Origin of the sequence: Mycolicibacterium sp. TUM20985, assembly GCF_030295745.1 — a bacterium.
GTDB lineage: Bacteria > Actinomycetota > Actinomycetes > Mycobacteriales > Mycobacteriaceae > Mycobacterium.
Window position 1 is genome coordinate 3,247,750 of the sequence record NZ_AP027291.1, and the last position, 26,767, is coordinate 3,274,516.

The window sequence follows — 26,767 nt, forward strand, 5'->3', positions numbered from 1 at the left end:
CCGTGGGCAGCACTGCGGCGGGCAAGGACTGGCAGAACCCGTTGCGCGACAAGCGGGACAAGCGCCTGCCCCGCATCGCCGGTCCGTGCGCGGTGGTGATCTTCGGGGTGACGGGAGACCTGGCCACCAAGAAGTTGATGCCGGCGATCTACGACCTGGCGAACCGCGGCCTGCTGCCGCCCACGTTCTCGTTGATCGGATTCGCCCGGCGCGACTGGGCGGACCAGGACTTCGGCGACATCGTCTTCAAGGCGGTGCAGGCGCACGCCCGCACGCCGTTCCGCCAGGAGGTGTGGGACCGGCTGAACGAAGGCATCCGCTTCGTTCAGGGCGCCTTCGACGACGACGACGCGTTCGCCCGGCTGTCGGAGACGCTGGCGAAGCTCGACGCCGAGCGCGGCACGGGCGGCAATCACGCGTTCTACCTGTCGATTCCGCCGAACGCGTTTCCCATGGTGTGCGAGCAGCTCTCCAAGTCGGGGTTGGCCCGTCCCGACGGCGATCGGTGGAGCCGCGTCGTCATCGAGAAGCCGTTCGGCCACGATTTGGACAGCGCGCAATCGCTGAACAAGGTGGTCAACAGCGTCTTTCCGGAGTCGTCGGTGTTCCGCATCGACCACTACCTGGGCAAGGAGACGGTGCAGAACATCCTGGCGCTGCGGTTCGCCAACCAGCTGTTCGACCCGATCTGGAACGCGCACTACGTGGACCACGTGCAGATCACCATGGCCGAGGACATCGGCTTGGGCGGGCGGGGCGGCTACTACGACGGAGTCGGCGCCGCCCGCGACGTCATCCAGAACCACCTCACCCAGTTGTTGGCGCTAACCGCCATGGAGGAACCCGTCAGCTTCAGTCCCGCCGAGCTGCAGGCCGAGAAGATCAAGGTTCTGTCGGCCACGCGATTGGCGGAACCGTTGGACGAGAACACTTCTCGCGGCCAGTACACGGCGGGCTGGCAGGGCGGCCAGAAGGTGGTCGGGCTCCTCGAGGAGGAGGGCTTCTCCCCTACGTCGACCACCGAGACCTTCGCAGCGATCGCTCTCGAGGTGGACACGCGGCGATGGGCCGGCGTGCCGTTCTATCTCCGAACCGGAAAGCGGCTCGGCCGAAGGGTGACCGAGATCGCGCTGGTGTTCAAGCGCGCCCCGCACCTGCCGTTCGATGCGACCATGACCGACGAGTTGGGCAAGAACGCCCTGGTGATCCGAGTGCAGCCAGACGAGGGCATCACGCTGCGATTCGGTTCAAAGGTGCCCGGCCACGCGATGGAAGTCCGTGACGTCAACATGGACTTCTCGTACGGCTCGGCGTTCGCCGAGGACTCCCCCGAGGCCTACGAGCGGCTGATCCTCGACGTCCTGCTCGGCGAGCCATCACTGTTCCCGGTGAACCAGGAGGTCGAATTATCCTGGGAGATACTCGATCCCGCGCTGGAGTACTGGGCGTCACACGGTAAACCCGACCCGTACGAATCGGGCGGCTGGGGGCCGGATTCGGCGTCGGAGATGCTCCGCCGGACCGGCCGGGAATGGCGGAGGCCCTAAGTGATCGTCGATCTCGAAGCCACCACCACCACGGCGGTCAACAAGAAGCTGGACGGCCTCCGCGAGGAGGGTGGCGCCTTCACGATGGCCCGTGTCCTCACGTTGGTCATCGCACCCGACAGTGAAGCCATCCTCGAGGAATCCATCGAGGCGGCCAACGCCGCGAGCCGCGAGCATCCCTGCCGGGTGATCGTGGTCCTTCCGGTCGATCGCGACGCCGCCGATCCCCAATTGGACGCGCAGATCAGGGTCGGGCACGACGCAGGTGCCGGCGAGGTGGTCGTGCTCAAGCTGCACGGCCCGCTCGCCGCGCACGCGAGCAGCGTCGTCACGCCGTTCCTGTTGCCGGACACTCCGGTGGTGGCGTGGTGGCCCGACGTGGCGCCCCGGGTACCTGCTCAGGATCCCCTGGGCCAGTTGGCCATTCGGCGGATCACGGATGCCACCTACGGAACCGATCCGCTGGCCTGCATCAAGAGCCGGCTGGAGGGCTACACCGCAGGCGACACCGACCTGGCGTGGAGTCGGATCACCTACTGGCGCGCGATGCTGACCTCGGCGCTGGACCAGGGACCGCACGAGGACATCCAGTCCGCGCTGGTCTCGGGCCGCAAGGAGGAACCGGCCCTTGACATCCTCGCCGGGTGGCTGGCCAGCCGCATCGACGGTCCGGTGCAGCGCGCCGTCGGTGACCTCAAGGTCGAGATCGTGCGTGCCAGTGAGACGATCACGCTCAGCAGGCCGCAGAAGGGGGTGACGGCGACGTTGACCCGGACCGCGAAGCCGGAGGCCAAGCTTCCGTTGGCCCGCCGGGAGACTCGCGACTGTCTGGCCGAGGATCTTCGGAGGCTCGACGCCGACGAGATCTACCTCGCAGCACTACAGGGCATCGACAAGGTGGAGTACCGGTCATGAGCGACAACGTCATCGAGACCTACGCAGATGCCGACGCCCTGGTGGCGGCGGCTGGCGATCGGCTGGTCATCGCGATGGCGGGGGCCATCGCCAAGCGTGGGGTCGCCTACGTCGTCCTCACGGGTGGCGGTACCGGCGTCAAGATGTTGAAGCACCTCAGGGACCACGGTGAGGCGGTCGACTGGTCGATGGTGCACCTGTTCTGGGGTGACGACCGCTACGTCCCGGCCGACGACGACGACCGCAACGACAAGCAGGCCCGCGAGGCGCTGCTGGATCACATCGACATCCCCGACGCCAACGTGCACGCCATGCCCGCCAGTGACGGTGAGTTCGGCGATGACATCGATGCTGCGGCGCTGGCCTACGAACAGGTGTTGGCCGCCAACGCAATCGGCGGCGCACCCACCCCGGAGTTCGACGTGCACCTGCTCGGCATGGGCGGTGAAGGGCATGTCAACTCGCTCTTCCCGCACGCCGCGGCCACCCGGGAGACCGAACGCATGGTCGTGGGCGTGACCGATTCGCCCAAACCGCCCCCTCAGCGCATCACCCTGACGTTGCCCGCGGTCGTCAGGTCGCGTGAGGTGTGGCTGGTCGTCTCCGGTGCGGAGAAGGCCGAGGCGGTGGCGGCCGCGATCGGTGGGGCAGCAGCGGACGACGTGCCCGCCGCAGGCGCCGCCGGGCGCGACACGACGGTGTGGCTCCTCGACGAAGCGGCCGGCGCAGACCTGTAGCAACCGCCATACTGATCCTCATGGCAGACGAAGGGGTCGGTCCCGGCGCCGCAGGCGGTCGAGGACGGAGTCGCACGGCCACCGGTCGGCAGCGCATCAGGACCCTGACCCAGGCCGCGCTCAACGCCGACGTCACCGTCGAGCAGGTCGACACCTTGCTGACCGCACTCGGTGAGACGCTGCACGATCTCGACAAGTCCACCAGCGGGCTGGACACCACGCTGGAGCGCTTCAACGAGACCATCACCCGCATCGACGAATTGGCGCCACGACTCATTGGAGTCGTGGAACGCCTCGAGGCGATCGTCGACCGGGTGGAACGCATCGTGGGCATCGGTGAGTCGGTGATGGCACCGTGGTCCGCGACGGAGCATGCGGTGCGGGGCGCACTGAACGCGGTGCGCAGGAGCACCGGTCTGTGAGCGGCCAGGCCTAGTGCCCGGCCCACTGGACGTACTGCCCGTGGCCCACGGCGTGGGGCTGCCCTGGGACGTGCCGGTCGACGACGCGGTCGCGGTGATCGCGACCGCCCGTGCGGCCTGCGGCGACTCGTTCGTGCTGCGCAGCGGCGGCGACTACCTGTTCACCTTCTCCCCGGTCGGGGTCGAGTCGTTCTATGCGCTACCCGAGGATGTGGCCAGCAAGGGACTCGCGGACTACCTGATGTTGCGCCGCAAGCTGCCCGACGAGGTGTTCGCCGGCCGTCGGGTACTGCCCGGCTCGCTGTTCCGTCGCGATGACGTGTCGTCGTATCTGACCAACCTCGACCACGCCCTGGATGCGACCGAGGCCGAGCTTGGCGAGCGGGGCACGCTCGAGCTCTTCGCGCTGACCCGGCGGCTGGGCCACCGCATGGGACTGGCCTCCTGGGCGGGCCCCGGCTGCGCCGACGGCGAGGCCTTCGAACGGCTGGTACGCGCGTTCGACGTCCTCGACGGGTCGGACGCGTTCGTCCATCCCGATGCCATGGCGGCGGTGGCGGCGTCAGATCAGCGCGCCGAGCGCGCCGCCCTCGAGGAGGTGGCCGTGGTACTGGAAGATGCCGTGCGGCAGCATGATCCGGAGGCCAGCCCCGGCGGAGGGCTCTTCGACCGAATCGTCGACGCATGGGCGTCGGAGGCCGGCGAGGTCCGCCGTCGCGGTATCGCGATGGACGTCGCGCTCATCCACATCGCCTCGATGTCCAACCTGATGGCCGCGCTGGGCTGGGCGATCGTCGACCTGCTCGAACATCCCGACCAGCTCCGCGAGGTCACCGCGGGCGACGGAGCCCTCGCGCAGCGCTGCGCCCTGGAGAGCACGCGGCTGGCGCAGCGGTCGATCATGGCCCGTGCCGTGGTGCAGTCGGTTTCCTTCGATACCGGCGCGGGTGTCGTCGACGTCCCCCCGGGGTGGACCATCGCCACCCTGCTGCCGCTTCTCAACACGTCCGCGGCCGCCGGCCTCGAGGTCTGGGAACCTGCGCGCTGGCACCGGCACCGTCTGGCCGACACCTCCGCGTTGGCCTCTCCCCTACTGGTCACCGCCTTCGGGCACGGCAAGCACTCCTGCCCGGCCCAACCGTTCTCACTGGCCGCGATGACGATGGCGATGACGCGCCTGCTCGGCCGGTACGCAATGACGCCTGGATGGACGCATTACCCGCGCCCGGTGCCCGCCCAGATCGGCGGAGTGGCGAGATCCGCCGACTCCTGCCGAGTGGACTACGTGCGGCGCTGAATTCGCGGGCCCGCCCCTGTATTCCGACCCTCTATATTCAAGCGATGTCCATCGCCCCGTCCGACATCCTGCTCACTGATCGCGTCGCCGTGGTGACCGGCGGCGGCGCGGGAATCGGGCGCGGTATCGCCGCGGGCCTGGCTGCCTTCGGAGCGAAGGTGGCCATCTGGGAGCGCGACCCCGCCACGTGCGCAGCGGCGGCCGAGGAGATCGGCGCCCTCGGCGTCGTCACCGACGTCCGCGAGAGCGACCAGGTCGACGAGGCGCTGACCCGGACGGCGGCCCAGCTCGGGACCGTGACGATCCTGGTGAACAACGCTGGCGGGGTGTTCAACTCGCCAATCCTCGACACCAGTGAGAACGGGTGGGACGCCCTCTACCGCGCCAATCTGCGGCACGTGCTGCTGTGCACCCAACGCGTGGCCCGGGGTATCGTCGGCGCCCGACTCTCGGGCAGTGTCATCAGCGTCACCTCGATCGAAGGCGTCCGGGCCGCGCCGGGTTACGCGGCCTATGCCGCGGCCAAGGCCGGGGTGATCAACTACACCAAGACCGCGGCCCTCGAATTGGCCCCGCACGGTATCCGGGTGAACGCGCTGGCGCCCGACATCACGTTGACCGAGGGGCTCGCGCAGCTGGCTCCGCCCGGGGCAGAGCAGCGCTTCGGTGCCACCGTGCCGATGGGCCGCGCTGGTCACGTCGACGAGATGGCCCGCGCTGCAGTCTTTCTGGCTTCCGACATGTCGAGCTACCTCACCGGTCAGACCCTCCACGTAGACGGTGGAACCGATGCCGCGGGCGGCTGGTATCACCACCCCGAGACCGGCGTCTACGTGCTCGGACCGAGCAGCTGAGGACTCAGACGAAGTCCGATCCACCGTCCACGTTGACGGTGGCGCCGGTGACGTAGCCGTTGCGGCGGGACACCAGATACGTCGTGACCGAGGCGATCTCCTCGGGCAACCCCGCCCTGCCGAGGTCGCACGGCTGGTGAAAGTTGTTCTCTATCCACGTCATCACGTCCACCGGGTTGGTGGCGTCGAGCCCGTCAATGGCGAGGATGTCCTTGAGGTTCTCGGTGAAACTGGCCGTTACGATGGTGCCGGGGCACACGCAGTTGACGAGGATGCCGTCCTTGGCAAGGCTTTTCGACAGGTTCTTGGTGACACTGCTCAGCGCAGTCTTCGACGCGGTGTAGGCGACGATCCGGGGGCTCTGCCGCTGGATCGAATGCGCGGACAACGTCACGATGCGCGCCCACTCCGCCGACCGCAGCATCGGCAGTGCGGCCCGGACCGACCGGACCCCCGACATGGTGCCGAGCGCGAACGCCGCGTCCCAGTCGTCGTCACCCATCTCCTCGAAGTAGCCGTCGCTTGGGCCGATGGTATGGACGAGGCTGTTGAGTTCGCCCCAACGATCGGCGACTTCGGCGAAACCCGCGGAGATGGACTCGGCGTCGGCCATGTCGACGCTGATCCCGCACGCGTCGGGCGCCCCCGCGGCGAACAGCGACTCCACCGCCGAGTCGAGCGCAGCCCGCCCTCTCGCCATCACCGCAACGCGAGCGCCCTCGGCGGCCAGCGTCTGGGCGATCGCCAACCCCATACCCTTGCTGCCGCCGGTCACCACTGCCGCCGCGCCCGCTAGTCCCAGATCCATGCTTCTCCCGCTATCCGTGCGGCCGCGTCGCGGCGAGGTGGGTGGTGCTCTCGTCGAGAACGTCGGCAATGGACTCCGGTGCCACGCCGAGACCGCGAAGGCAGAAGGTCAGCACCGTCCTGCGCACCTCGCGGCGGTCTTGATCGCCGCTCGCCCACTGTTTTTCGACGCTCGACCACAGCGCGCCATGGATCGAGAGAGCGTGGGCGGCGGGTTCGACGTCGGTGAAGCTGCCCAGTAGCAGGCCCCGCGCAAGCTCATCGATCAACGGTGCCATGATCTCGGCGTACGCGGCGCCGACGACTTCCGGGGCGGCGAACATCTGCGACTGCGCCTCGAGGGACATCTGCCGCAGATCAGACTCGATTCGTTCGTCGAATGCCAGATCCAAGCGCCCGTCGATCCATGCGACGACGGCGTCGATCGGGTCCGAGCTGGTGGCCATCCGCTCCCTCAGCCTGCGGGTCTCGGCGCGTGCCATGTCGAGGAACACGGCCGACACCAGCTGGTCCTTGGAGTCGAAGTGGCGGTAGAACGCCCGTGTGCCGATGCCCGCGCCGGTCAGCACCTGCGCGACGCTCACACCCCGGACGCCCTCCTCGCGGACGACCGTCGCCGCGGCGGCGATGATGGCCTTGCGAACCCTGGGGTCGGGGTCCAGCCGGCGAGACGACCGCGAGGCATCCTCCGTCATGGCCTGTCCATCACGCTGAAGCGTCGTAGGTCGCCAGGTATCCGGCGAACGCCTCGCGAACCTGCCCATCGGTCAGCCCAAAGTCGGCCAGCTCGTAGGTGTGCGTCCCCCGCTGGCCGGGCTGGTGCCCGTCGGCCCACTCCCGCACCTTCGCCCGCGCGGCGTCGCCGAACTCCAGGCCCAGCTTCTGGTAGCAGTCGGCGACCGTTTCGACGGGGTCGTTCTGCAGGTCGGCGAACGATACGTCGACGAAGCGCTCGTCACCGAACTGCCGGCGGAAGTCCATCGCCCGCTGCGTTCCCTTGGCCCACCACGCCAGCTGCTCGGCGCCGAGTTCGTGCAGATCCCTACGGTCGCTGCTCCAGCTGCGGACGTAGGCGATGAGACTGCACACCGATCCCAGCACCTTGGCCGGATCACGATGGCTCCAGAGGAACTTGGCGTTGGGGTATACCTCGACGAAGGCGTGGAGGGCGAACACGTGCACCGGCGTTCGTAGCTGCCAGAGGCTCGGCTTGCAATGCCACTGAAGGAGTTTGAGCACCTGCCGGTGGTATTCGTAGGTTTCCCGCATGTCGGTCTCCAAGAGCCACTCGATGTAGCTGGGGACGCGGACCACACCGTCGAAGTGATAGGTCCGGAAGCTCATGCCCATCAAGTCCTGGCACTCGGTCGCGGCCTCTGGTCCCATGCTCATCATGGTTTTGAACTCGGGAAACATGGTGTCGATCATCGTGATGCCCTCCGCGGCCTGCGCGATCCGCGGGTCGGTGAACTGCGTGGCGGCCTCCGGTGGGGGCGTCGGCGCCTGTGATTCCCAGGTACGAAGTGACCTGAACTGCGGGTCATTGGCCACCAGCTGACCCAAAGCCGTTGTGCCAGTGCGCGGTAGACCGAGGATGACCACCGGACCATCGATGACCTCGTCGGCGATCTCCGGATGCTGCTTGTAGGTATCGATGACCTTCAATCGCTGAATCAGCGCATTGCTGATGGTTGCGTGCTGGATGACGGTACCCAGTTCGTTGAGGTCGGCCTCGGTGTTCAGCCCGTCGACGGTGCGCTCGAGCCCCTCCCGGTAGTAGGACGAGCCGAAGTCGTCGAGTCCCGTCGCGGCGCGGGCACCGTCCTGCAGCTCGTCGGCGGAGAAGCTCATTGGTAGAACCTCTTCTGCACGGCGCGGCGGCGCGCCTCGATCACCCGGACCCGTTCTTCACGCGTGGTCATCGTGGTGTCGGCAGGCAGCGCCGCGCGCACGTCGTCGACCTTCACCAGGCGCGTGCGCGGAACGGGCGCGGTTTCGGTTCGCACACAACGCAGGAGCATCGCACCGTTGCTATGCCCCGCGGTGTCCAGCCAGTTGGCCACGCCGGGATCCCGGGCCGCGAGCACGAAGCGCACCAGCCCATCGGAGTCCACCACCGTCTGGTGTCCGTTCAGGCTGGACTGGTGGCGGCCGTAGTGGATGGTCTCCAGCCACGGGTTGCCGAGCGAGATGCTCCAATAGACCCCTTTCGGCGGCTCGACTTCGACCACCAGCGCCTCGTCGGGCTCGAGTTCGAACCGGCCGATCACCGGCCGGTTCTCGGCCGCCGCGCCCATGGCTGACATGTCCATGGGCGGGATGAAGTCGTTGGCCTGAGGCATCGCGCCGAAATCGAGGAAGAACTTCAGGTTGTCGTAGACGAACTCCCCCACGGCGTAGAGCTGCCGTGCCACCGAGAGACCGGGCTCCACCGATCGGTCTGAGGGCTCGACGCCGTCACCGATACGCTCGACCTGCAGTGCGGCGAGCACCTCGGTGTCCCAGTCGTACAGGAAGTTTCGCACCGTCAAGGTTGGGTGCTGACCGGCGAGCTCCAGCCAGTTCCCGTCGTGCTCGTCAGCCGACAGGATGACCTCGAAGTTGCCGTCGGCATCGACCTCGAGGTCGTCGACCAGAACGTTCGCGGTGGCGGCCATCCCGTCCATCGTCTGCAGCCCGACGTAGCGTGCAGTGCCCCGGTTGCCGCGGAGACGATACGTCTCACCGGCCCGGAAGCTAGCGTTCAGGTAGACGCAATCGGGGCATTCCAGACCCCAGGTGACGATGTCGTCCATGCCGGCCCGGGTCACCGCGAGCACGGGGTCCGGATCCACGCGCAGCGCCGTGTCGATGCCCACCGCGAGCAACACCATCAGGTGACGCATGCCAGAGGCGAAGTCGATGCGGTTCTTGTTGACCGGCGTCGACACCACGAGTTCCTGGGCGGCGGTCAGGCGCTCCTGAAGGTGGGCCCAGGCCGGAACGAGCTCGGGATCGCGCCCCTCACCACCCGAGAGCGCGAACTCGGCGATGGAGTGCGGCAGCCATGCCATGGGGTTCTTCCAGGCGGCAGTCTCGGTTCCGTCGGTCACGTGCGCTTCGCTCTCCGTCCACGTCGTGCGCCGACGATGAAAACGACGTTTTCACTTCGGCCCACCGGACATTACACCGAAGGCCGATATTGTCAATGCACGCCCGGCCGCGCCCGGCCTGGAGTCGACGGTGCCTAGCCGCTGTTGCGCAACGCCGTCGCCAACCCGCTCATGGTGAGCAGGATGCCGCGCTGCACCAGTTCGTCCTGGTCACCCGACCGGAAACGACGCAACAGTTCGACCTGCAGGTGGTTCAGCGGTTCGAGGTACGGGAAGCGGTTGAACACCGAACGCGCGAGGGCGGGGTTGTCCGCCAGCAGATCGTCCTGCCCGGTGATCTGTCGGAGCATCTTGAGGGTTCGGTCGTGTTCGGCCACGATCTTGTCGAACACCCTGTGCCGCAACGCTTCATCCTCGACCAGTTCCGAGTAGCGGGCCGCCAGACCCATGTCGGCCTTGGCCAGCACCTGGGCCATGTTGGACAGCACCGAGCGGAAGAACGGCCACTTCTCGTAGAGGTCCTGGAGCACCGCGAGCCTGGCCTCCTCGCCATCGGACCCGTCGGCGACCCACTCCTCGAAGGCCGAGCCCGTTCCGTACCAGCCGGGCAGCATCACCCGCGACTGGCTCCACGACAGCACCCACGGGATGGCGCGGAGGTCGGATATCGCCGTGGTGGGCTTGCGGGAGGCGGGTCTGCTGCCGATGTTCAGCGCGCCGATCTCGCTGACCGGCGTCGACGCCTTGAAGTACTCCACGAAACCCGGTGTCTCGTGCACCAATTCGGAGTATGCGCGCTGGGCCCTGGCGGCCAGATCGTCGAGCACCTCGTAGGCGGGTTCGGCCGCGTCACCGAGCCCCTCGACGTCGAGCAGCGTGGACTCCAGCGTCGCGGCGAGCAGGGTCTCCAGGTTGCGGAGCGCGATGGTGGGTTCGGCGTACTTGGCGGCGATGACCTCACCCTGCTCGGTGATCCGCAACGAGCCCTTCACCGCACCCGGCGGCTGCGCCAGGATGGCGTCATAGCTCGGGCCGCCGCCGCGGCCCACGGTGCCACCGCGACCGTGGAACAGCCGCAAGCGAATTCCCGTCTTGCGAGCGGACTCGACGAGGTCCAACTCGGCGCGGTACAGCGCCCAGTTGGCGGCGAGGTAGCCGCCGTCCTTGTTCGAGTCGGAGTAGCCGAGCATCACCTCCTGATGCTCGCCGCGAGCGTGGACCAGGGCGCGGTACAGCGGAATGTCCAGCACCGCTTCGAAAATCGACGACCCTCGTTGTAGGTCGTCGATGGTCTCGAACAGCGGCACGACGCCGACCGGACTGTAGGGCTCGTCGCCCGATGCGTCCAGCAGGCCGGCCTCCTTGAGGAACACCGCGGCTTCGAGCATGTCGGAGACCGACTGGCACATCGAGATGATGTAGTTCGGCACCGCGGCGGGCCCGAACACCTGCACGGCGCGGGCGGCTGCCGCGGTGATGTCCAGCTCCTTGCGGGCCAGCTCGGACAGCTCCGCACCGGGGCTTACCAGCGGTCGGCGGGTGGCGAGTTCGGCCGCCAGGATCTCTACTCGGTCTGCCTCGGACAACGATCTGTAGTCGGGGTGCACGCCCGCCCAGGCCAGCAGCTCGGCCATCACCTCTTCGTGCACCTCGGAGTTCTGCCGTAGATCCAGGCCGGACAGGTGAAACCCGAAGACGTGCACGGCTTCCCGCAGGCGAGCCAGACGGTCGTCGGCCAGTACGGCGCTACCGTTGGCCCGCAGCGACGCATCGACGACGTCGAGATCCGCCTGCAACTCCGCCGGGGTTCGGTAGCCGTCCAGCCCCAGGTCGAGTTGATGCTCGGGCTGGCGGTCCAGAATCTCGGCTGCCGTCGCCGTCAAGCGACCGTGGATCACCCGCAGCGCACGACGGTACGGCTCGTCGACGCGCGCGGGCTCACCAACCGTGTCGGCCAGCGCGCCGAGCTCGTCGCTGATGCGCACCAGACGCACCGACATCGACAGTTCCTCCTCGAGCGCGGTCAACTCGACGAAGTAGTGCGCGAACGCGGTATAGGCGGCGTTGCCGGTCGCAAGTCGAACGACCTCGGCCGTCACGTTCGGGTTGCCGTCCCGGTCACCACCGATCCAGGAGCCGGGGCGCAGGATGGGCTGTTCGAGCACGTGGGCGCCGGGCCAACGCGCCCGCAGCGCGGTGCGCACCTCGGCGTTGACCCGCGGGATGACCTCGAAGAAGGCAGCCGGGTAGTAGCGCAGGCCCGTTTCGATCTCGTCTTGGATCTTCAACCGCGACAACCGGATCAGCGCCGTCTGCCACAGGACGAGGATGTGGCGGCGCAGCTCCTGCTCGATGCTCCTACCGTCGTCGGTTCGGCTCTGGCCGTGCAGCCGCTGGCGCATCAGCTCGGTGATCCGATGCTGGGTGTCGAACACCGTCCTTCGACGGGTCTCGGTGGGATGCGCGGTGATCACCGGTGACACCAGCGCGCCCGTGAGGGCGTCGACGACGGTGGCGGAATCCAGCTCGGCGGACTCCAGCTTCAGATAGGTGGCAGCGAGGCTGCCGCGCTGCGGCGGTTCACCGGCCTCCACGTGAACGGCGCGCCGGCGTTCGCGGTGGATGTCCTCGGCGACGTTGGCCAACAGTGCGAAGTGCGTGAAGGCCCGGATGACCGGGATCGCCTCGTGGATGTCGATACCGTCGAAGAGGCTCGCCAGCTCGGCGCGGTCGATCTCGGAACGCCGCACCTGGAACGACCCGACACGGGCCCGTTCGACGAGGTCGAAGACGTGTTCACCGTTCTGTTCGCGCACCGTGTCGCCGAGGATCGTGCCGAGGAGCCGGATGTCCTCGCGCATCGGTTCGGTCGCCTCTCGCCCCACCTGGGTTCGGCGAACCGAGCCGATGGGTGCGAGAGCGGTGTCGGGTGCATCGGCCATGAGGTCAAGTATCGACGTACCGGGATCGGGTCGCAGTACGAGCCCACGGGTCGGGTTCGTCGGGTTCGTTGGCGAGGAGTCGGGTAGCGTCGGCGCAGGCGTCCAGGGCGCCTCCGGTCCGCGGAAAGAGGCCCAACCATGGCCCCATCTCTGCCCACCAATCCCTCCCTCGAGCGTTTCCGTCGGGACGCCCGCCGGCTGCAGCGCGCGGTGCGGGACGGCTCCGACGACGGCCATGACGAGGCTCTCGCCCTGGTGTCACGGCTCCATCCGAACGGAAGGCCCCTCGACGCAACCACATTCGCGTTGACGGCGGCCCAACACGTGGTGGCACGGCAGGTGGGCTTCAGCAGCTGGCCGCGACTACGCGCCTATCTGCACACGGCCGAGGATCTCCGCCGTGACCCGACCGTCGTCAGCGACGGTGACCCGGTCTCTCACTTCCTGTCGCTGGCATGCCTGACCTACTCCCAGGTCGACGGCCCGGCCCGGTGGTCAGCCGCCGGCGAGATACTGCGCGCCCACCCCGACCTGCCCGAACGGAACCTCTACGTCGCGGCGGCCGTGGGTGATGCGTCGGCGGTCCTGGCGCATCTCCGGGACCGTCCCGACGGGGCGCGCGAACGGGGCGGGCCGTCCGGGTGGACGGCGTTGTTCCATGTGGCCTGTGCGCGGGTGCCGCAACGGGATCCGCTGGGGACGGCTCGGCTCCTGCTCGACGCCGGCGCCGACCCGGACGCCGGGTACCTGTGGCTCGGTCTACCGACCCCGTTCACCGTGTTGACCCTCTGCTTCGGCGAGGGTGAGGCCGGCCCCGGCAGACAACCGCGGCACCCGGCCGGTGCGGAGCTGGCCGAGGTGTTGCTCAGCCGCGGCGCCGATCCCAACGACGCGCAGACGTTGTACAACCGAATGTTCGGCCGCGATGACGGCCACCTGCGGATCCTGCTGGCGGCCGGACTTGGTCACGGCGACGGCGGGACGTGGCATCGACGCCTGGGCGAAGCGCTGGAGGGCCCACTGGAGATGGTCCAGCGTCAGGTCGACTGGGCGCGGGACCGCGGGTTCGCCGAACGCCTCGAACTCCTCGCTGCCCACGGTTTCACCAGCGGGCGGCCGCCTGACGTCCCGTCACCGTGGCGGCCCGACGGTCCGGAACCGCCCATCGCCTCGGCGGGCACGCCGGATGGCGTCCGGGCGCTGGCGGAGGCAGGCGGTGACCTCGACGCCCTCGTCGACGGCCGCACGATGCTGCACCACGCCGCGTGGATCGGGGACGTCGAGCTGGTTCGGGCGCTGCTGGAGTGCGGGGCGGATCCCGACGTGCTCGACGCCGAACACGGCACCACGCCCCTGAGCTGGGCAGAATACGGTCACGCCGAGGTGACCGCGGCGATCTTGCGGCTCAGGCGCCGTACTTGATCTGCAGCGCGACGGCGATGATGGAGACGAGCCAGATGCCGGTCACGAAGTAGGTCAGCCGGTCGAGGTTCTTCTCGACCACGGTCGAGCCGGACAGACTGGACTGCACACCACCACCGAAGAGCGTCGAGAGACCGCCACCCTTGGCCCGATGCAGAAGCACCAACAGGATCACCAGGACGCTGGTGACGACGAGGGTGATCTGCAGAGCGAAAATCATGGTCGCCAGGATACCGGTCGCAGACCCATGCTCAGGGCAGGGGCCCGCCGGCGGCGATCGCGGACAGGATGGCGAACTGCTCACCATCGAGGGAGGCTCCGCCGACCAGGGCCCCGTCGACGTCCGCCTGCCCCACGATCTCGCCGACGTTCTTGGCGTTCACCGAGCCGCCGTAGAGCACGCGTACGGCCGCGGCGACGTCCACCGACGCCAGGTTGACCAGCTCGCTGCGGATCGCGGCGCAGACCTCCTGCGCGTCGGCGGCACTGGCCACCCGACCGGTGCCGATCGCCCAGACGGGCTCGTAGGCGATCACGCTGGCGGCGATCTGCTCGGCCGACAACCCCGCCAGCGAGCCCTTGAGCTGATCGACGTTGTAGGCGACGTGGTCTCCGGCCTCGCGGATCTCGAGCCCCTCGCCGATGCAGATGATCGGGGTCAGACCGTGCTTGAGTGCGGCAGCGGCCTTGGCGGCGACCAGCGCGTCGTCCTCGTCGTGATAGATGCGCCGCTCGGAATGACCGACGACGGCGAACGTGCACCCCAGCTTGGCGAGGAACGCGCCGCTGATCTCACCGGTGTAGGCACCGGAGTCGTGCCGGGACACGTCCTGCGCCCCGTAGGTGAGCCTGAGCTTGTCGCCGTCGACGAGGGTCTGCACACTGCGCAGATCGGTGAACGGCGGGATGACCGTCACGTCGACCTTGTCGAAGTACTTCTCCGGCAACGAGAATGCGATCTTCTGCACCAGGGCGATGGCCTCGAAGTGATTGAGGTTCATCTTCCAGTTGCCGGCGATCAGCGGCTTGCGTGACACGGGAGCTCCTAGTGGTCGAGGGCGGCCAAGACTTCGAGACCAGGCAGGTCCTTGCCCTCAAGGTATTCCAGCGATGCCCCACCCCCGGTGGAAATGTGCGAGAAGCCGTCCTCGGGAAGTCCGAGCTGACGTACCGCGGCAGCCGAGTCACCGCCACCGACGACGCTGAACGCCCCCTTGGACGTGGCGCCGATGACGGCCTCTGCGACACCCTTGGTGCCCGCGGCGAACGCCGGGAACTCGAACACGCCCATCGGGCCGTTCCAAAAGATGGTCTTGGCGTTGGACAGCAGTGCGGTGAAGCGCTTCACCGACTCGGGCCCGATGTCCAGTCCCATCCTGTCCTCCGGAATCGCCTCCGCGGACACGGTTTCCGCGGGTGACTCAGAGGAGAACTCCGCCGCCACGACGATGTCCACCGGAAGGTGGATGACGTCGCCGTAGTCCTCGAGAAGCTTCTTGCAGGTGTCGATCATCTCGGGTTGCAGCAGTGACTTGCCCACTGAGACACCTTGGGCGGCAAGGAAGGTGAAGCACATGCCCCCGCCGATGATGAGGCTGTCGGCCTTGGACGCCAGGTTCGCGATGACGGCCAGCTTGTCGGAGACCTTCGAGCCGCCGAGCACCACGGCGTAGGGCCGTTCGGTCGAGGACGTCAGCTGCTCGAGCACCTTTACCTCGGTGGCCACCAACGTGCCCGCGTAGTGGGGCAGCAACGTCGCCACGTCGTACACCGACGCCTGCTTGCGGTGCACGACGCCGAAGCCGTCGGACACGAAAGCGCCGTCGTCCCCGACGAGTTCGGCCAGCGCCTTCGCCAACGCCAACCGTTCGCCGTCGTCCTTGCTGGTCTCCCTGGCTTCGAAGCGGATGTTCTCCAGCATCAGGACGTCACCGTCGGTCAGGCCTTCGGCGCGCGCGAGCGCATCGGAACCCACCACGTCGCCGGCGAGTTGGACGTGCCTGCCCAGTTGCTCGCCGAGCGCAGCGGCGACCGGCGCGAGGGAGTACTTGGGCTCCGGTCCGCCCTTGGGCCGGCCCAGGTGGGCGGCGACGACGACCTTGGCCCCCGCCTCCGAGAGGGCCTTCAGCGTCGGCACGGAGGCGAGGATTCGGCCAGGGTCGGTGATGTGGCCCTCGTCATCGAGTGGCACGTTCAGGTCGGAGCGCACCAGCACGCCACGGCCCTCGACGCCTTCGGCCAGCAGGTCTTCGAGCGACTTGAGCGAGGATTCAGCCACGGCTTGGCTTACAGCGACTTGCCGACGAGCGCGACTAGGTCGACGAGGCGGTTCGAGTAACCCCACTCGTTGTCGTACCACGACACGACCTTGGCCTGGTTGTCGATCACCTTGGTCAGGCCGGAGTCGAAGATCGAGCTGTGCGGGTCGGTGACGATGTCGCTGGAGACGATCGGTGCGTCGTAGTACTTGAGGATGCCCTTGAGCTTGCCCTCCGCGGCGGCCTTCATCGCGGCGTTGATCTCCTCGGCGGTACCCGGCTTGGCCAGCTCCACGGTCAGGTCGGTGCAGGAGCCCGTGGGGATCGGCACCCGCAGCGCGTAGCCGTCGAGCTTGCCCTTCAGCTCGGGCAGCACCAGGCCGATGGCCTTCGCGGCGCCGGTCGAGGTGGGCACGATGTTGAGCGCGGCAGCGCGAGCGCGACGCAGGTCGCTGTGCGGGCCGTCCTGCAAGTTCTGGTCCTGAGTGTAAGCGTGGATCGTCGTCATCAGACCCCGGATGATGCCGAACTCGTCGTTGAGGACCTTGGCAAGCGGCCCAAGGCAATTCGTGGTGCACGAGGCGTTGGAGATGATGTTCTGGCTACCGTCGTACTTGTCGTCGTTGACGCCGAGCACGATGGTGATGTCCGGATCGGTGGCCGGGGCGGAGATGATGACCTTCTTGGCTCCTGCGTCCAGGTGCCCCTTGGCCTTGGCCGCGTTTGTGAAGATGCCGGTTGACTCGACGACGACGTCGACGCCCAGGTCGCCCCACGGCAGCTCCGCCGGGCCGGCCTTGACTTCGAGAGCCTTGATCTTGGTGTCGCCCACGACGATGGTGTCGTCACCCTCGAGGCTGACCTCGTAGGGCAATCGGCCCAGGATCGAGTCGAACTTCAGCAGGTGCGCGAGCGTCGCGTTACTGGTCAGGTCATTGACCGCGATGATCTCGATGTCGGTGTTGTTGCCCAGCGCCTTCTGGGCGTCCAGGGCCCTGAAGAAGTTGCGCCCGATTCGACCGAAGCCGTTAACGCCTACCCGAACCGTCACTGTCGTGCTCCTTAGATCTCGAAGATGCCCCGGCGTCTCAACCAGACGCTTGCCACGTCACATTGGTCGGGGATCAGCCTAGTGGTGCGGCCATCCCGACGCGAAGGCTGTGGTCAATGGGCGGCCAGACTCTGATCGCGGTACGGGTTGCCCAGCCATCTGCGGCGCAGCGCCTGCAGGGTGCCGTCGGCTTCGAGCCCCGCCTGAGCCGCGGTGATCGCCGCGAGCGTCGAGCCGTCCCCCGGGGCGACGCAGATGGCGATGTCCTCTCGGGTGATACCACGCTGCACCACCTCGACGTCGGGGACCGACCCGACGAGCTCGGTGAGCACGGGTCCGAGCTTCATGACGGCGTCGCAGCCACCGGTGGTGAGGTCCGATAGAGCCGAACGGATGCCGGCGTAGTCGTACACCCGGACACCCCCTGCCTTGCCCTCGGCGACCAGCCGGTCGGCGACGAGCCGACTGGTGTTTCCCCGCTGCACGCCGATGGTCAAACCGGCGAGGTCGTCGACCGACCTGACCGCCGGGAATCGAGCAGTGTCGACCGCCAGCGCCTGACCCGACACCACGTAGGGCGGCGCGAAGCGCGCCTTGCGAGCTCGCTCCGGCGTGACCGTGGTGCCCGCGATGACGCAGTCGTAGGCGCCGTCGGCCAGCGCCTCGAAGATGCCCTCGAAGTCGGACCCCTCGTAGTCGATGACGTGGACCGTCGCGCCCATCGCCGCACCCACCGCGTCGATCAGCTCGACGTCGAGTCCCCCGCCGTCGGCCATGGCGTTGAATGGCGGATCGGGAAGCGCCATCCCCACCCTGAGGGTGCGCACCGGGTCACGCGTCGTCAAGTAGGTCCGGCGTGACGGCCGACTCCGTATCGGGAATGCCGTCATGCTTGGCCTTGCGGTCCGCCATGGACAGCAGCCGCCGAATACGGCCGGCCACTGCGTCTTTCGTCATCGGCGGTTCCGCGAGCCGGCCCAGTTCCTCCAGGGACGCCTGCCGGTGCTCGACCCGCAGCCTGCCCGCGGCCGACAGGTGGTCGGGGACGGAGTCGCCGAGGATGTTCAGCGCGCGTTCGACGCGCGCCGCGGCGGCCACCGCCGCGCGGGCAGACCGGCGCAGGTTCGCGTCGTCGAAGTTGGCCAGCCGGTTGGCGGTCGCCCGGACCTCGCGTCGCAGGCGACGCTCCTCCCACGTGAGCCGGGTGTCCTGGGCGCCCATCCGCGTCAGCAGCGCACCGATCGCCTCCCCGTCGCGGACCACCACCCGGTCACTGCCCCGGACCTCGCGGGCCTTCGCGCTGACCCCGAGCCGACGTGCCGCCCCGACCAGGGCCAGCGCGGCCTCCGGACCAGGACAACTGATCTCTAGCGACGACGAACGGCCGGGCTCGGTCAGCGAGCCGTGCGCCAGAAACGCTCCCCGCCAAGCGGCTTCGGCGTCACCGACACTGCCGCCGACGACCTGGGCTGGCAACCCGCGCACGGGGCGGCCGCGCAGATCCAGCAGCCCCGTCTGACGGGCGAGGGCCTCGCCGTCCTGTGCCACCCGCACCACGTACCGGGTGCCCTTGCGGATACCGCTGGCCGTCATCACGTGGACCACGGCGTTGTAGCCGTAGAGATCGTGGATGTCCTTGCGCAGCCGTCGAGCGATCACTCCGAGGTCGACCTCCGCCTCGACGACCACCCGGCCCGCCACGATGTGCAGCCCGCCCGCGAATCGCAGCAGGGCAGCCACCTCCGCGCGGCGCGCGCTCACCGAATTGATCACGAGCCGGCTGAGTTCGTCCTTGACCTCGGCTGTCATCGCCACGAAATCGTCACCTCTCGTCGACCGACCGCGCGGCCGGAGTCGGCGCCGTCGGCGCCACGGGTGCACTACCGCGCAGCCGCACCCGCTCAAGCGCCGCAGCCAACCTCGCCGGGTCATGTAATGGTGTACCAGGTCTGGAGACGTCAGCAAACTCAACCTGAGCTTCGAGGCTGGCTGCGGTGCGCCGAAGTTGTTCCCGTTCCCGTTCTCCCGGCACGCGGCACGCGTCGACGACGATGTCGTGCACGGTGAAACCTGGTGCGTGCTGGGCCAATACGTGGATGTGGCGCTCGGCGGAGAAACCCGCCGTCTCGCCGGGTTCGGCCACCAGGTTCAGCACCAGGGCCTTGCGCGCCTCGGTTGCCTGCAGGGCGGCCACCAGCTGCGGCACCAAGACGTGCGGGATGACGCTGGTGAACCACGAGCCCGGGCCGAGGACCACGAGGTCGGCGGCCATGATCGCGTCGACCGCCTGCCGTGTCGCGGGCGGATTGCCGGGTAGCAGGCGCACGCGTCGCACCTTGCCGACCGTGGTGGCCACCGCCACCTGACCTCTGATCACGCGGCTCATCCTCGGATCCGATTCGAGGCCGGCGACGTCGGCCTCGATCTGCAGCGCGATCGGGCACATCGGCAGCACCCGGCCCTTCAGGTCGAGAATGCGGCCGAGTTCGTCGAGGGCGGCGACGGGGTCGGCGAGCACCTCGTTCAGGCCGGCGAGCAGCAGATTGCCGATCGGGTGCCCGGCCAACGCGCCGCTGCCACCGAACCGGTGCTGCATGATGGTGGCCCAGAGATGCCCGTGTGGAGTGTCGGATGCCAACGCCGCCAACGCCATTCGCAGATCACCCGGCGGTACTACATCGAGTTCGCTGCGCAGCCGACCCGACGAGCCACCGTCGTCGGCGACCGTCACGACCGCCGTCACGTGAGGCGTCAGACGGCGTAATGCCGACAGCGTCGCGTACAGCCCGTGGCCACCGCCCAGCGCGACGATCCGTGCACTCACGGCTCGACTCCCACGCGTTCCGGTCCTCGCTCGTTCCTCGCTGCGATCCTCACGCGCGCTCGTCTTCGTGCACTCATGGCTCGACTCCCACGCGTTCCGGTCCTCGCTCGTCCCTCGCTGCGATCCTCACGCGCGCTCGTCTTCGTGCACTCATTCGCGGCCCAGATCCCGATGCAGCACCCGCACCGTCAGATCGTCGTCACCGTCGAGACGCCCCGCGAGGGCTTCGGCGATCGCCACGCTGCGGTGCTTGCCGCCCGTGCATCCGATCGCGACGGTCATGTAGCGCTTGCCCTCCCTGCGGTAACCGTCGATGACGACGTCCAGCAACCGATGGTAGGTGTCGATGAAGTCCGCCGCCCCCGGTTGGCCCAGGACGTAGTCACGCACCGCCGGATGCTGGCCCGTGTGCGGCCGCAACTCGTCGACCCAGTGCGGGTTCGGCAGGAAGCGGACGTCCATCACGGTGTCGGCGTCCATGGGCAGGCCGTACTTGTAGCCGAACGACTCCACGGTGACGTTGGTGTGCGCCACGGTCTCGGCGGCGAAGGCGCGCTCGATGGTCTCGCGCAGTGCGGGCACCGGCAGCGACGACGTGTCGATGACCAGGTCCGCGGCGGCCCGGATGGAGGCCAGCATCTTGCGCTCGGCGGTAATGCCCTCGGCCAGAGTCTGGTTGCCCTGCAACGGATGACTGCGCCGGTTCTGCTCGTAGCGACGGACGAGGATGTCGTCGGAGGCCTCGAGGAAGAGCACGCGAGGGGTGATGTTGCGGGTAGCCAGTTCGTGACGCACCCATTCCAGGTCACCGGTGAAACCTCGCGAGCGGACGTCCATCACGACGGCGAGCTGGGTGATGCGCGAACCCGCCGCCAGGCCCAGCTCGACCATCCGAGCGATCAGCTCCGGCGGCAGATTGTCGGCGACGTACCAGCCGAGGTCCTCGAGGACCTTGGCCGCGGTACCCCGCCCTGCTCCGGACAGGCCGGTGACGAGGACGACGTCGATACCGGCCGCCGGTTGATCGTCGGCATGACCGTCCTGGAGCTCGGTCATGCGTGATCGGCCTCCTGGATCGTCGTCGGTGAAACCTCGGCCATGATCGTAGGCACGCCGAGCGCCTCGAGGACGGCGTTCGCCGTGGCTACTCCGATTCCCGGCACCGCGGTGATCTCCTCGACGCTGGCGTCCTTGAGCCTCGCCACCGAACCGAAGTGCGTCACCAAGGCCTTGCGCCGGTGCTCCCCCAGACCCGGAATGGAGTCTAGTGCCGACGCGGTCATGCGTTTCGACCGCTTGCTGCGGTGGTAGCTGATCGCGAACCGATGCGCCTCGTCGCGTACGCGCTGCAGCAGGTAGAGCCCGTCGCTGTTGCGGGGAAGGATGATCGGATCCGGGGACATCCCGTCCAGGTTCGGGACCCAGACCTCCTCCAGCCGCTTGGCCAGCCCGATGACGGCCACGTCGGTGACGCCGAGGTCATCGAGGACCGCCGCGGCCGCGTTGACCTGCGGGGCGCCGCCGTCGACGACGAAGAGGTTGGGTGGGTAGGCGAACCTGCGCGGACGGGCGTCCTCGGTCAGCGGGGCCTGCGCGTCGGCGACGTGCCGCGCGAAGCGACGCCGCGTCACCTCGGCGATCGATGCGACGTCGTCGGAACGACCTTCGCCGGCCGCCTCGCGGATGGCATAGTGCCGGTAATCCGACTTGCGGGGCAGACCGTCCTCGAACACCACCAACGATGCCACCACGTCGGTGCCCTGAACGTGGCTGATGTCGACGCACTCGATGCGCAGCGGCGCGTCGGTGAGACCCAGGAATTCCTGGATGCTCTGCAGCGCTTCGGATCTGGCGTTGAAGTCGCCGGCGCGCTTGAGCTTGTGCTGGTTCAGGGCGTCCTGCGCATTGCGATGAACCGTCTCGGCCAGCGCACGCTTGTCGCCGCGGACGGGCACCCGGAGCTGAACGTTGGCCCCGCGCAGTCCGGTCAGCCAGGCCGCGAGCTCGTCGGCGTTGTCGGGCAGCACCGGGACCAGCACCTGCCGCGGCACCAGATTGGTGGCGTCATCTGCTCCGGCCGGGCCGCCGAGTTCGGCCTGGTCGCCATAGAACTGCGTGATGAACTGCTCGACGAGGATCTTGAGACCCGACTTGCCCGGCGCAGCAGCACCCGTCACCTCCGGCTCCGTGGACTTCTCGACGACCCAGCCGCGCTGGCCACGGACCCGCCCGCCCCGCACGTGGAATACCTGCACGGCGGCTTCGAGCTCGTCGTCGGCGAACGCGACGACGTCGGCGTCGGTGCCGTCGCCGAAGACGACGGTCTGCTTCTCCAGGGCACGCTTGAGGGCTCCGATGTCATCCCGCAGCCGGGCGGCCCGCTCGAAGTCGAGCTGCTCGGCGGCGGCGTTCATCTGCTGCTCCATGTCACGGGCCAGCCGGTCGGTCTTGCCCGCCAGGAAGTCGCAGAAGTCGAGCACGATCCTGCGGTGCTCCTCGGCACTGACCCGTCCCACGCACGGTGCAGAACACTTGTCGATGTAACCGAGCAAGCACGGCCGGCCAATCTGGTTGTGCCGCTTCAACACTCCCGCCGAGCAGGTGCGGGCGGGAAAGACCCGGGTGAGCAGGTCGAGCGTTTCCCGGATCGCCCAGGCGTGGGAGTACGGACCGAAGTAGCGCACACCCTTGCGGCGCGGACCGCGGTAGACGAACAGCCGCGGATACTCCTCGTTGAGCGTGACGGCGAGTACGGGGTACGACTTGTCGTCGCGGTAGCGGATGTTGAACCGAGGATCGAACTCCTTGATCCAGTTGTATTCCAGCTGTAGCGCTTCGACTTCGGTGCCGACGACGGTCCACTCGACACTGCCCGCGGTCGTGACCATCTGCCTGGTGCGCGGCGCGAGCCCGGACAGATCGGCGAAGTAGGAGTTGAGTCGGCTTCGAAGGCTCTTGGCCTTGCCGACGTAGATCACCCGGCCGTGCGGATCGCGGAACCGGTAGACGCCGGGCTCGAGGGGTATCGAGCCCGGGGCAGGCCGGTAGGTCGCTGGATCGGGCACGGCTCCAGGGTAGTTCGCCGTCCGACACGTGGAGGCCACCGGACGCGTGCGACCCGAAACCCTCAGCTCAGCGCATCGATGAAACCGCGGTACGCGGCGGCCTTCGCCTCGTAGTTGGCGAACAGGTCGTAGCTGGCCGCTCCCGGTGACAGGAGGACGACGTCGACGTCGGGCAGCGACGCCGCCGTCCGCACCGCCGCCTCGAGACTGTGCACCAGGTGGGTGCGCGACGGATGCGCGGCCGCGAACGTCTGCCCGATGGCGGCGCCGTTGGTCGGTGACTGGATCAGCGTCACCCGGCGTTCGCCGCTGCACAGGTACCCGTCGACCTGGTCGTAGTTCAGCTGACGATCCATCCCGCCCACGATCACCGCCACGTGCTCATCGGCCCGCATCGCGCGGAGTGCGGCGACGACGCTCTCCCCCGTCGTCGCCAGGGTGTCGTCGATCCATCGGAGGCGTCCGGTGGTCCGCACGGTCTGCAGCCGGTGCGGCAGCCCCTGGTAGTCATCGACGGCGGCGTCGAACTCGGCGGCCGTCACCGGCCGACCGATCACCTCCGCGGCGGCGAGGGCAGCCAGCGCCCCGTTCACCAGGTTGTGCTCATAGCTCATCACCGCGCGCCCGTCGCTTCGCTCGCCCCCGGCGATGCGCCGCACCTGCTCGGGGTCGGCGAGTCGAAGTTCCAGGTGGGTCGGCGGCACCCCTAGGCGCTCGAGGGTGGTCACCACTTCCCGGGTCGTGACCAGCGAGCGGGCGCCGTTGCGGAAGACGTTGGCCTTGGCGAGGTGGTAGGAGTCCTTGTCGCCGTGCCAATCCAGATGGTCCTCGTAGAGGTTGGTGATCACGGCCACGGCGGGTGACGTCGTGAGCAAGGCCGCCTGCTGGCTGGACAATTCGGCGACGACAACGACGCCGGGGCCGGGTGTGAGATCCGACAGCGGCGTGCCGATGTTACCCGCGACGACGGCGTGGACCCCGAGCTGCCGAAGGAGGTGGCCCAGGAACGACGCGGTGGTGCTCTTACCCTTCGTGCCGGTGACCCCGATCGTCGCCGCACCGTGGCGAGACATGAACCAGTCTGCGGCACTGGAGATTCGGATTCCCGAGCGGCGCAGATCCGCGAAGACGGGTTGCCGCCAAGGCACACCGGGGCTGACGAAGACGACGTCGCACGCCCGCAGTCGGTCGAGGTGTTCGGGGCCGCGGAACACCTCGAGACCTGCGATGCCGGCGGGCTCCTCGTAGGGGCGTCGGCCCACGTCGTCCACCGCCTCGATGCGGGCCGCACCCGCCGCGGCGGCGGTTCGCGCCATCGACACGCCCTCCCGGCCGAACCCCCAGATGCCGACGGTGAGGCCGGTCACGTCCGACGGTGAGGTGGTCATGTCACGCCAGTGCGGCGAGGTACCGGGCGGGAACGAAGTTCACCGCTGTCGCCCCCTCTTGCGCCGAGTCGTCGGAGGTGGCGACCTTCTCGAGTTCGGTGCGCCGAGAACGGAATTCCTCGACCAGGGGAACGCCTTCCCACTCGTCGTCGTCGAGAACCGACAGCAGGGACTCGGCCGCCTCGTAGTATTCGCCGACGCATTCGAACGGCTTGTGCACACCGAGGCCCACGATGTCCTCGAACCCGGGCCGGTTTGCCACGTCGGCGTAGAGATCGTGACCGAAGATGGCCTCGACCTCCGCGCGACCCAGTCGCGGCGCCATGAGGCCGTAGACGAAAAGGCACTTGGGGCAGTGCCCGCACCAGGTGGCACCCCGGCGCCCCGAGTCGATCGCGAACGGGCGGTTGCAGCTGATGAAGTCGCGGAAGTACTGCGGGCTGCCACGGAACCGGTCGGCGATCTCGGACTCCGACAGCGGCCGAAGCAGCGAGAAGTAACGGTCCGGGTTCAGGCCGTAGGCGCTCAGGGTGTCCCGCAGGAGTGACTCGTAGGAAATGCTCTTGGACCATTGATGATTGACGTCACGGCCGAGCCACGTGATGTTGCCGACGTTGGACGACCGCTCGTTGGACAACACGACCGGGCCGAGGCCGTTCGCGTCGGCGACGATGAGCCCGATGACGCTGTTGATCGCCGTGACGGGAACGTGCCCGTTGTGCGCGCCCCGGTCGTTGGCCTCGATGAGTCGTCGGTCGATGCGGCGCGTCACCCGGAGACTGTCGAGTCCGCTGATCTCGATGCACCGGTCGATGGGGTCGAACTTGTTCACGCTGAACAGCGTGGGACGAAAGCCCTGGCGCTTGAGTGCTTCGATGCTGACGACCGAGTCCTTGCCACCACCGACCGGCACCAGCGGTTCGGCGTCGGCGTCCCAGGCGTCCCCGCCTGCGGTCACCGGAGCGGCGTCGGGTCCGGCGATCTCGGGTGTCAGCGCGTCGGGAAGTGCGTTGCGGTAGGCGAATTCGCCGAGTCCGCCCGCGATGAGCTCACGCAGGTACCCGCGCTCGAACTCACCCGTGGGGAAGGCGATGTCGATACGCGGCGGGGCAGCGGCCTTGTAGTAGCTCAGCGAGCAGGTCAGTGCGAGCAGGCGCAGCAGGCGGTCGTCGGGAGCGCGATCACCGAGCGCGGCACCGAAGTCCACCACCTCGGTGAAGGACTCGTCCGCGGCATCGTGGGAAACGTTGGCGCGCAACGTGTAATGGGCGCTGAACACACCGTCGGGCGACACGTCGTAGCCGTCGATCGTCATCGCCCGAAACGACGACGGATCGAAGCCGCTCATGACCATCTCGCGAACGCCGGTACCGTCTCGACGTCCACGGGCCACGCCTTCCCGTCGAGCTCGGCGACGGGATGGATCTCGTAGCGCGGTGACACCCACCAGACGCGGTCCGCGTCGGGCGAGGGCGCGTCGATCCGGCTGATCGGCGCCAGCGCACCGCACGCCGCCAGCTGATCGAGGACCGACGTCGGCTCCGCGTTCTCCACTCCGACACAGCCGCCGGAGGCCTGGAAGACCAGGGCGCCGAGGAGCGGCTCCCCGTCGGACAACCCGTCGGCGTAGCCCCGGCCGTTCAGCCAGCGCTCGCACTGATCGACGTCGGCCCTGCTGACCGTCCGTGCGGCCATCCGCTGCCACCAGGGATCCGAGGCGCGGTGGGCATGGCGCACCGACTGGTCACCGGCGATGCGGACCGGCTCGGCCCGCAGCGGTCGCACCGCCGCGCCCGACACCAAAATCTGCGGATCGCCGTCGGCCTCGACGAGGGTGACGCTCGCGGCGATCAGCGGGGCGGACGTGGCGTCCGGGAGACCGGCGGCGAAGGCCGACAGCGCGGCCGCCACGTCACCGGCCGTGGGCATGCGGATGGCGAAGAACTCGGCAGGCTCCCGCAGGTGGCGCCAGACGAGATCGGCATCGGGTCGGCGCCCGGGAACCATCGGGATCGTGATGGTGGGCGACGTCCCGGGCCGCGCGGTCAGCTGGGCGGCACAGAGGGTACGGAGGTCGGGTTCCAGAGTGGTCACCGACGTGCGAAAATGGCTCACTGTCTGCGCATTCTAACGTACCGACGAAGGG

Annotated in this window: 24 protein-coding genes; 7 read left to right on the forward strand and 17 right to left on the reverse strand. The window is 68.3% G+C overall.

Annotated elements, in window-relative coordinates; translation table 11 throughout:
* Window positions 1-2 precede the first annotated feature (2 nt).
* Genes zwf through QUE68_RS15880 form a run of 6 tightly spaced genes read left to right on the forward strand, consistent with a single transcriptional unit; the run spans window position 3 to window position 5,772 of the window.
* Window positions 3-1,547 carry a glucose-6-phosphate dehydrogenase gene (zwf, locus tag QUE68_RS15855; RefSeq protein WP_284235840.1) on the forward strand — a complete coding sequence of 515 codons (1,545 nt, stop codon included), beginning with the start codon at window positions 3-5 and terminating at the stop codon, window positions 1,545-1,547.
* Window positions 1,548-2,462, forward strand: a complete 915-nt coding sequence (gene opcA, locus QUE68_RS15860) for a glucose-6-phosphate dehydrogenase assembly protein OpcA (protein ID WP_284227035.1) — start codon at window positions 1,548-1,550, stop codon at window positions 2,460-2,462.
* Window positions 2,459-3,199 carry a 6-phosphogluconolactonase gene (gene pgl / locus QUE68_RS15865; RefSeq protein ID WP_284235838.1) on the forward strand — a complete coding sequence of 247 codons (741 nt, stop codon included), beginning with the start codon at window positions 2,459-2,461 and terminating at the stop codon, window positions 3,197-3,199. The genes opcA and pgl overlap by 4 nt, the downstream gene beginning before the upstream one ends.
* 20 nt (window positions 3,200-3,219) lie before the next feature.
* On the forward strand, window positions 3,220-3,621 hold the full coding sequence (locus QUE68_RS15870; protein ID WP_284227037.1) for an ATPase: 402 nt from the start codon (window positions 3,220-3,222) through the stop codon (window positions 3,619-3,621).
* A 13-nt stretch (window positions 3,622-3,634) separates the two neighbouring features.
* Window positions 3,635-4,918, forward strand: coding sequence for a cytochrome P450 family protein (locus tag QUE68_RS15875; RefSeq protein WP_284235836.1), 1,284 nt, complete (start codon window positions 3,635-3,637; stop codon window positions 4,916-4,918).
* Window positions 4,919-4,962: 44 nt separating this feature from the next.
* Window positions 4,963-5,772: an SDR family NAD(P)-dependent oxidoreductase gene (locus QUE68_RS15880; protein ID WP_284227039.1), complete on the forward strand. Its 810-nt coding sequence runs from the start codon at window positions 4,963-4,965 to the stop codon at window positions 5,770-5,772.
* A 4-nt stretch (window positions 5,773-5,776) separates the two neighbouring features.
* Here the strand turns inward: QUE68_RS15880 and QUE68_RS15885 are convergent, their stop codons facing one another.
* The 5 genes from QUE68_RS15885 to ppc form a co-directional block, all read right to left on the reverse strand.
* The gene (locus QUE68_RS15885; RefSeq protein ID WP_284235835.1) at window positions 5,777-6,580 is read right to left on the reverse strand and encodes an SDR family NAD(P)-dependent oxidoreductase; all 804 of its coding nucleotides are present in this window, start codon (window positions 6,578-6,580) and stop codon (window positions 5,777-5,779) included.
* Window positions 6,581-6,590: 10 nt separating this feature from the next.
* Window positions 6,591-7,274 (reverse strand): TetR/AcrR family transcriptional regulator, encoded by a 684-nt coding sequence (locus tag QUE68_RS15890; protein ID WP_284235833.1) that lies wholly within the window; start codon window positions 7,272-7,274, stop codon window positions 6,591-6,593.
* 10 nt (window positions 7,275-7,284) lie between these two features.
* Window positions 7,285-8,430, reverse strand: coding sequence for a sulfotransferase family protein (locus tag QUE68_RS15895; RefSeq protein ID WP_284235832.1), 1,146 nt, complete (start codon window positions 8,428-8,430; stop codon window positions 7,285-7,287).
* Window positions 8,427-9,632, reverse strand: coding sequence for a DUF1214 domain-containing protein (locus QUE68_RS15900; protein ID WP_284236217.1), 1,206 nt, complete (start codon window positions 9,630-9,632; stop codon window positions 8,427-8,429). Before QUE68_RS15900 ends, QUE68_RS15895 begins: the two co-directional genes overlap by 4 nt.
* A gap of 173 nt (window positions 9,633-9,805) precedes the next feature.
* Window positions 9,806-12,613: a phosphoenolpyruvate carboxylase gene (gene ppc, locus QUE68_RS15905; protein ID WP_286274130.1), complete on the reverse strand. Its 2,808-nt coding sequence runs from the start codon at window positions 12,611-12,613 to the stop codon at window positions 9,806-9,808.
* 138 nt (window positions 12,614-12,751) lie between these two features.
* Between ppc and QUE68_RS15910 the strand changes: the two genes are divergently transcribed.
* Window positions 12,752-14,035, forward strand: a complete 1,284-nt coding sequence (locus tag QUE68_RS15910) for an ankyrin repeat domain-containing protein (protein ID WP_284235830.1) — start codon at window positions 12,752-12,754, stop codon at window positions 14,033-14,035.
* Here QUE68_RS15910 and secG read toward each other — a convergent pair.
* The 12 genes from secG to QUE68_RS15970 form a co-directional block, all read right to left on the reverse strand.
* Window positions 14,019-14,255: a preprotein translocase subunit SecG gene (gene secG, locus QUE68_RS15915; protein WP_284227046.1), complete on the reverse strand. Its 237-nt coding sequence runs from the start codon at window positions 14,253-14,255 to the stop codon at window positions 14,019-14,021. The two genes, QUE68_RS15910 and secG, sit on opposite strands and share 17 nt — an antisense overlap.
* Before the next feature lie 31 nt (window positions 14,256-14,286).
* On the reverse strand, window positions 14,287-15,072 hold the full coding sequence (tpiA, locus tag QUE68_RS15920) for a triose-phosphate isomerase (RefSeq protein WP_284235829.1): 786 nt from the start codon (window positions 15,070-15,072) through the stop codon (window positions 14,287-14,289).
* A gap of 8 nt (window positions 15,073-15,080) precedes the next feature.
* Entirely contained in the window at window positions 15,081-16,313 is a 1,233-nt protein-coding gene (locus tag QUE68_RS15925; RefSeq protein WP_284227048.1) for a phosphoglycerate kinase, read from the reverse strand.
* Between the two features lie 8 nt (window positions 16,314-16,321).
* Window positions 16,322-17,344, reverse strand: coding sequence for a type I glyceraldehyde-3-phosphate dehydrogenase (gap, locus tag QUE68_RS15930; protein ID WP_284227049.1), 1,023 nt, complete (start codon window positions 17,342-17,344; stop codon window positions 16,322-16,324).
* A 113-nt stretch (window positions 17,345-17,457) separates the two neighbouring features.
* Entirely contained in the window at window positions 17,458-18,171 is a 714-nt protein-coding gene (locus QUE68_RS15935) for an ABC transporter substrate-binding protein (protein ID WP_284235828.1), read from the reverse strand.
* 4 nt (window positions 18,172-18,175) lie between these two features.
* On the reverse strand, window positions 18,176-19,153 hold the full coding sequence (gene whiA / locus QUE68_RS15940; protein ID WP_284230984.1) for a DNA-binding protein WhiA: 978 nt from the start codon (window positions 19,151-19,153) through the stop codon (window positions 18,176-18,178).
* Window positions 19,154-19,166: 13 nt separating this feature from the next.
* Window positions 19,167-20,168, reverse strand: a complete 1,002-nt coding sequence (yvcK, locus tag QUE68_RS15945) for a uridine diphosphate-N-acetylglucosamine-binding protein YvcK (protein WP_284227052.1) — start codon at window positions 20,166-20,168, stop codon at window positions 19,167-19,169.
* Window positions 20,169-20,318: 150 nt separating this feature from the next.
* Window positions 20,319-21,224 (reverse strand): RNase adapter RapZ, encoded by a 906-nt coding sequence (gene rapZ / locus QUE68_RS15950; RefSeq protein WP_284227054.1) that lies wholly within the window; start codon window positions 21,222-21,224, stop codon window positions 20,319-20,321.
* Window positions 21,221-23,233 (reverse strand): excinuclease ABC subunit UvrC, encoded by a 2,013-nt coding sequence (uvrC, locus tag QUE68_RS15955; RefSeq protein ID WP_284235827.1) that lies wholly within the window; start codon window positions 23,231-23,233, stop codon window positions 21,221-21,223. The genes rapZ and uvrC overlap by 4 nt, the downstream gene beginning before the upstream one ends.
* Window positions 23,234-23,295: 62 nt before the next feature.
* Entirely contained in the window at window positions 23,296-24,621 is a 1,326-nt protein-coding gene (gene murD, locus QUE68_RS15960) for a UDP-N-acetylmuramoyl-L-alanine--D-glutamate ligase (RefSeq protein ID WP_284235826.1), read from the reverse strand.
* A gap of 1 nt (window position 24,622) precedes the next feature.
* Window positions 24,623-25,969 (reverse strand): hypothetical protein, encoded by a 1,347-nt coding sequence (locus tag QUE68_RS15965; protein ID WP_284235825.1) that lies wholly within the window; start codon window positions 25,967-25,969, stop codon window positions 24,623-24,625.
* The gene (locus QUE68_RS15970) at window positions 25,966-26,736 is read right to left on the reverse strand and encodes a hypothetical protein (RefSeq protein ID WP_284235822.1); all 771 of its coding nucleotides are present in this window, start codon (window positions 26,734-26,736) and stop codon (window positions 25,966-25,968) included. Before QUE68_RS15970 ends, QUE68_RS15965 begins: the two co-directional genes overlap by 4 nt.
* Window positions 26,737-26,767 lie beyond the last annotated feature (31 nt).

What these genes read in the sequence shown, in the direction of transcription:
- pgl (WP_284235838.1), top strand. Translation starts at nt 2,459, where the DNA reads ATGAGCGACAACGTCATCGAGACCTACGCAGATGCCGACGCCCTGGTG.
- QUE68_RS15870 (WP_284227037.1), top strand. Translation starts at nt 3,220, where the DNA reads ATGGCAGACGAAGGGGTCGGTCCCGGCGCCGCAGGCGGTCGAGGACGG.
- QUE68_RS15880 (WP_284227039.1), top strand. Translation starts at nt 4,963, where the DNA reads ATGTCCATCGCCCCGTCCGACATCCTGCTCACTGATCGCGTCGCCGTG.
- QUE68_RS15885 (WP_284235835.1), bottom strand. Translation starts at nt 6,580, where the DNA reads ATGGATCTGGGACTAGCGGGCGCGGCGGCAGTGGTGACCGGCGGCAGC.
- QUE68_RS15890 (WP_284235833.1), bottom strand. Translation starts at nt 7,274, where the DNA reads ATGACGGAGGATGCCTCGCGGTCGTCTCGCCGGCTGGACCCCGACCCC.
- QUE68_RS15895 (WP_284235832.1), bottom strand. Translation starts at nt 8,430, where the DNA reads ATGAGCTTCTCCGCCGACGAGCTGCAGGACGGTGCCCGCGCCGCGACG.
- QUE68_RS15900 (WP_284236217.1), bottom strand. Translation starts at nt 9,632, where the DNA reads ATGGCATGGCTGCCGCACTCCATCGCCGAGTTCGCGCTCTCGGGTGGT.
- ppc (WP_286274130.1), bottom strand. Translation starts at nt 12,613, where the DNA reads ATGGCCGATGCACCCGACACCGCTCTCGCACCCATCGGCTCGGTTCGC.
- QUE68_RS15910 (WP_284235830.1), top strand. Translation starts at nt 12,752, where the DNA reads ATGGCCCCATCTCTGCCCACCAATCCCTCCCTCGAGCGTTTCCGTCGG.
- secG (WP_284227046.1), bottom strand. Translation starts at nt 14,255, where the DNA reads ATGATTTTCGCTCTGCAGATCACCCTCGTCGTCACCAGCGTCCTGGTG.
- whiA (WP_284230984.1), bottom strand. Translation starts at nt 19,153, where the DNA reads ATGACAGCCGAGGTCAAGGACGAACTCAGCCGGCTCGTGATCAATTCG.
- rapZ (WP_284227054.1), bottom strand. Translation starts at nt 21,224, where the DNA reads ATGACCGAGCTCCAGGACGGTCATGCCGACGATCAACCGGCGGCCGGT.
- murD (WP_284235826.1), bottom strand. Translation starts at nt 24,621, where the DNA reads ATGACCACCTCACCGTCGGACGTGACCGGCCTCACCGTCGGCATCTGG.
- QUE68_RS15965 (WP_284235825.1), bottom strand. Translation starts at nt 25,969, where the DNA reads ATGAGCGGCTTCGATCCGTCGTCGTTTCGGGCGATGACGATCGACGGC.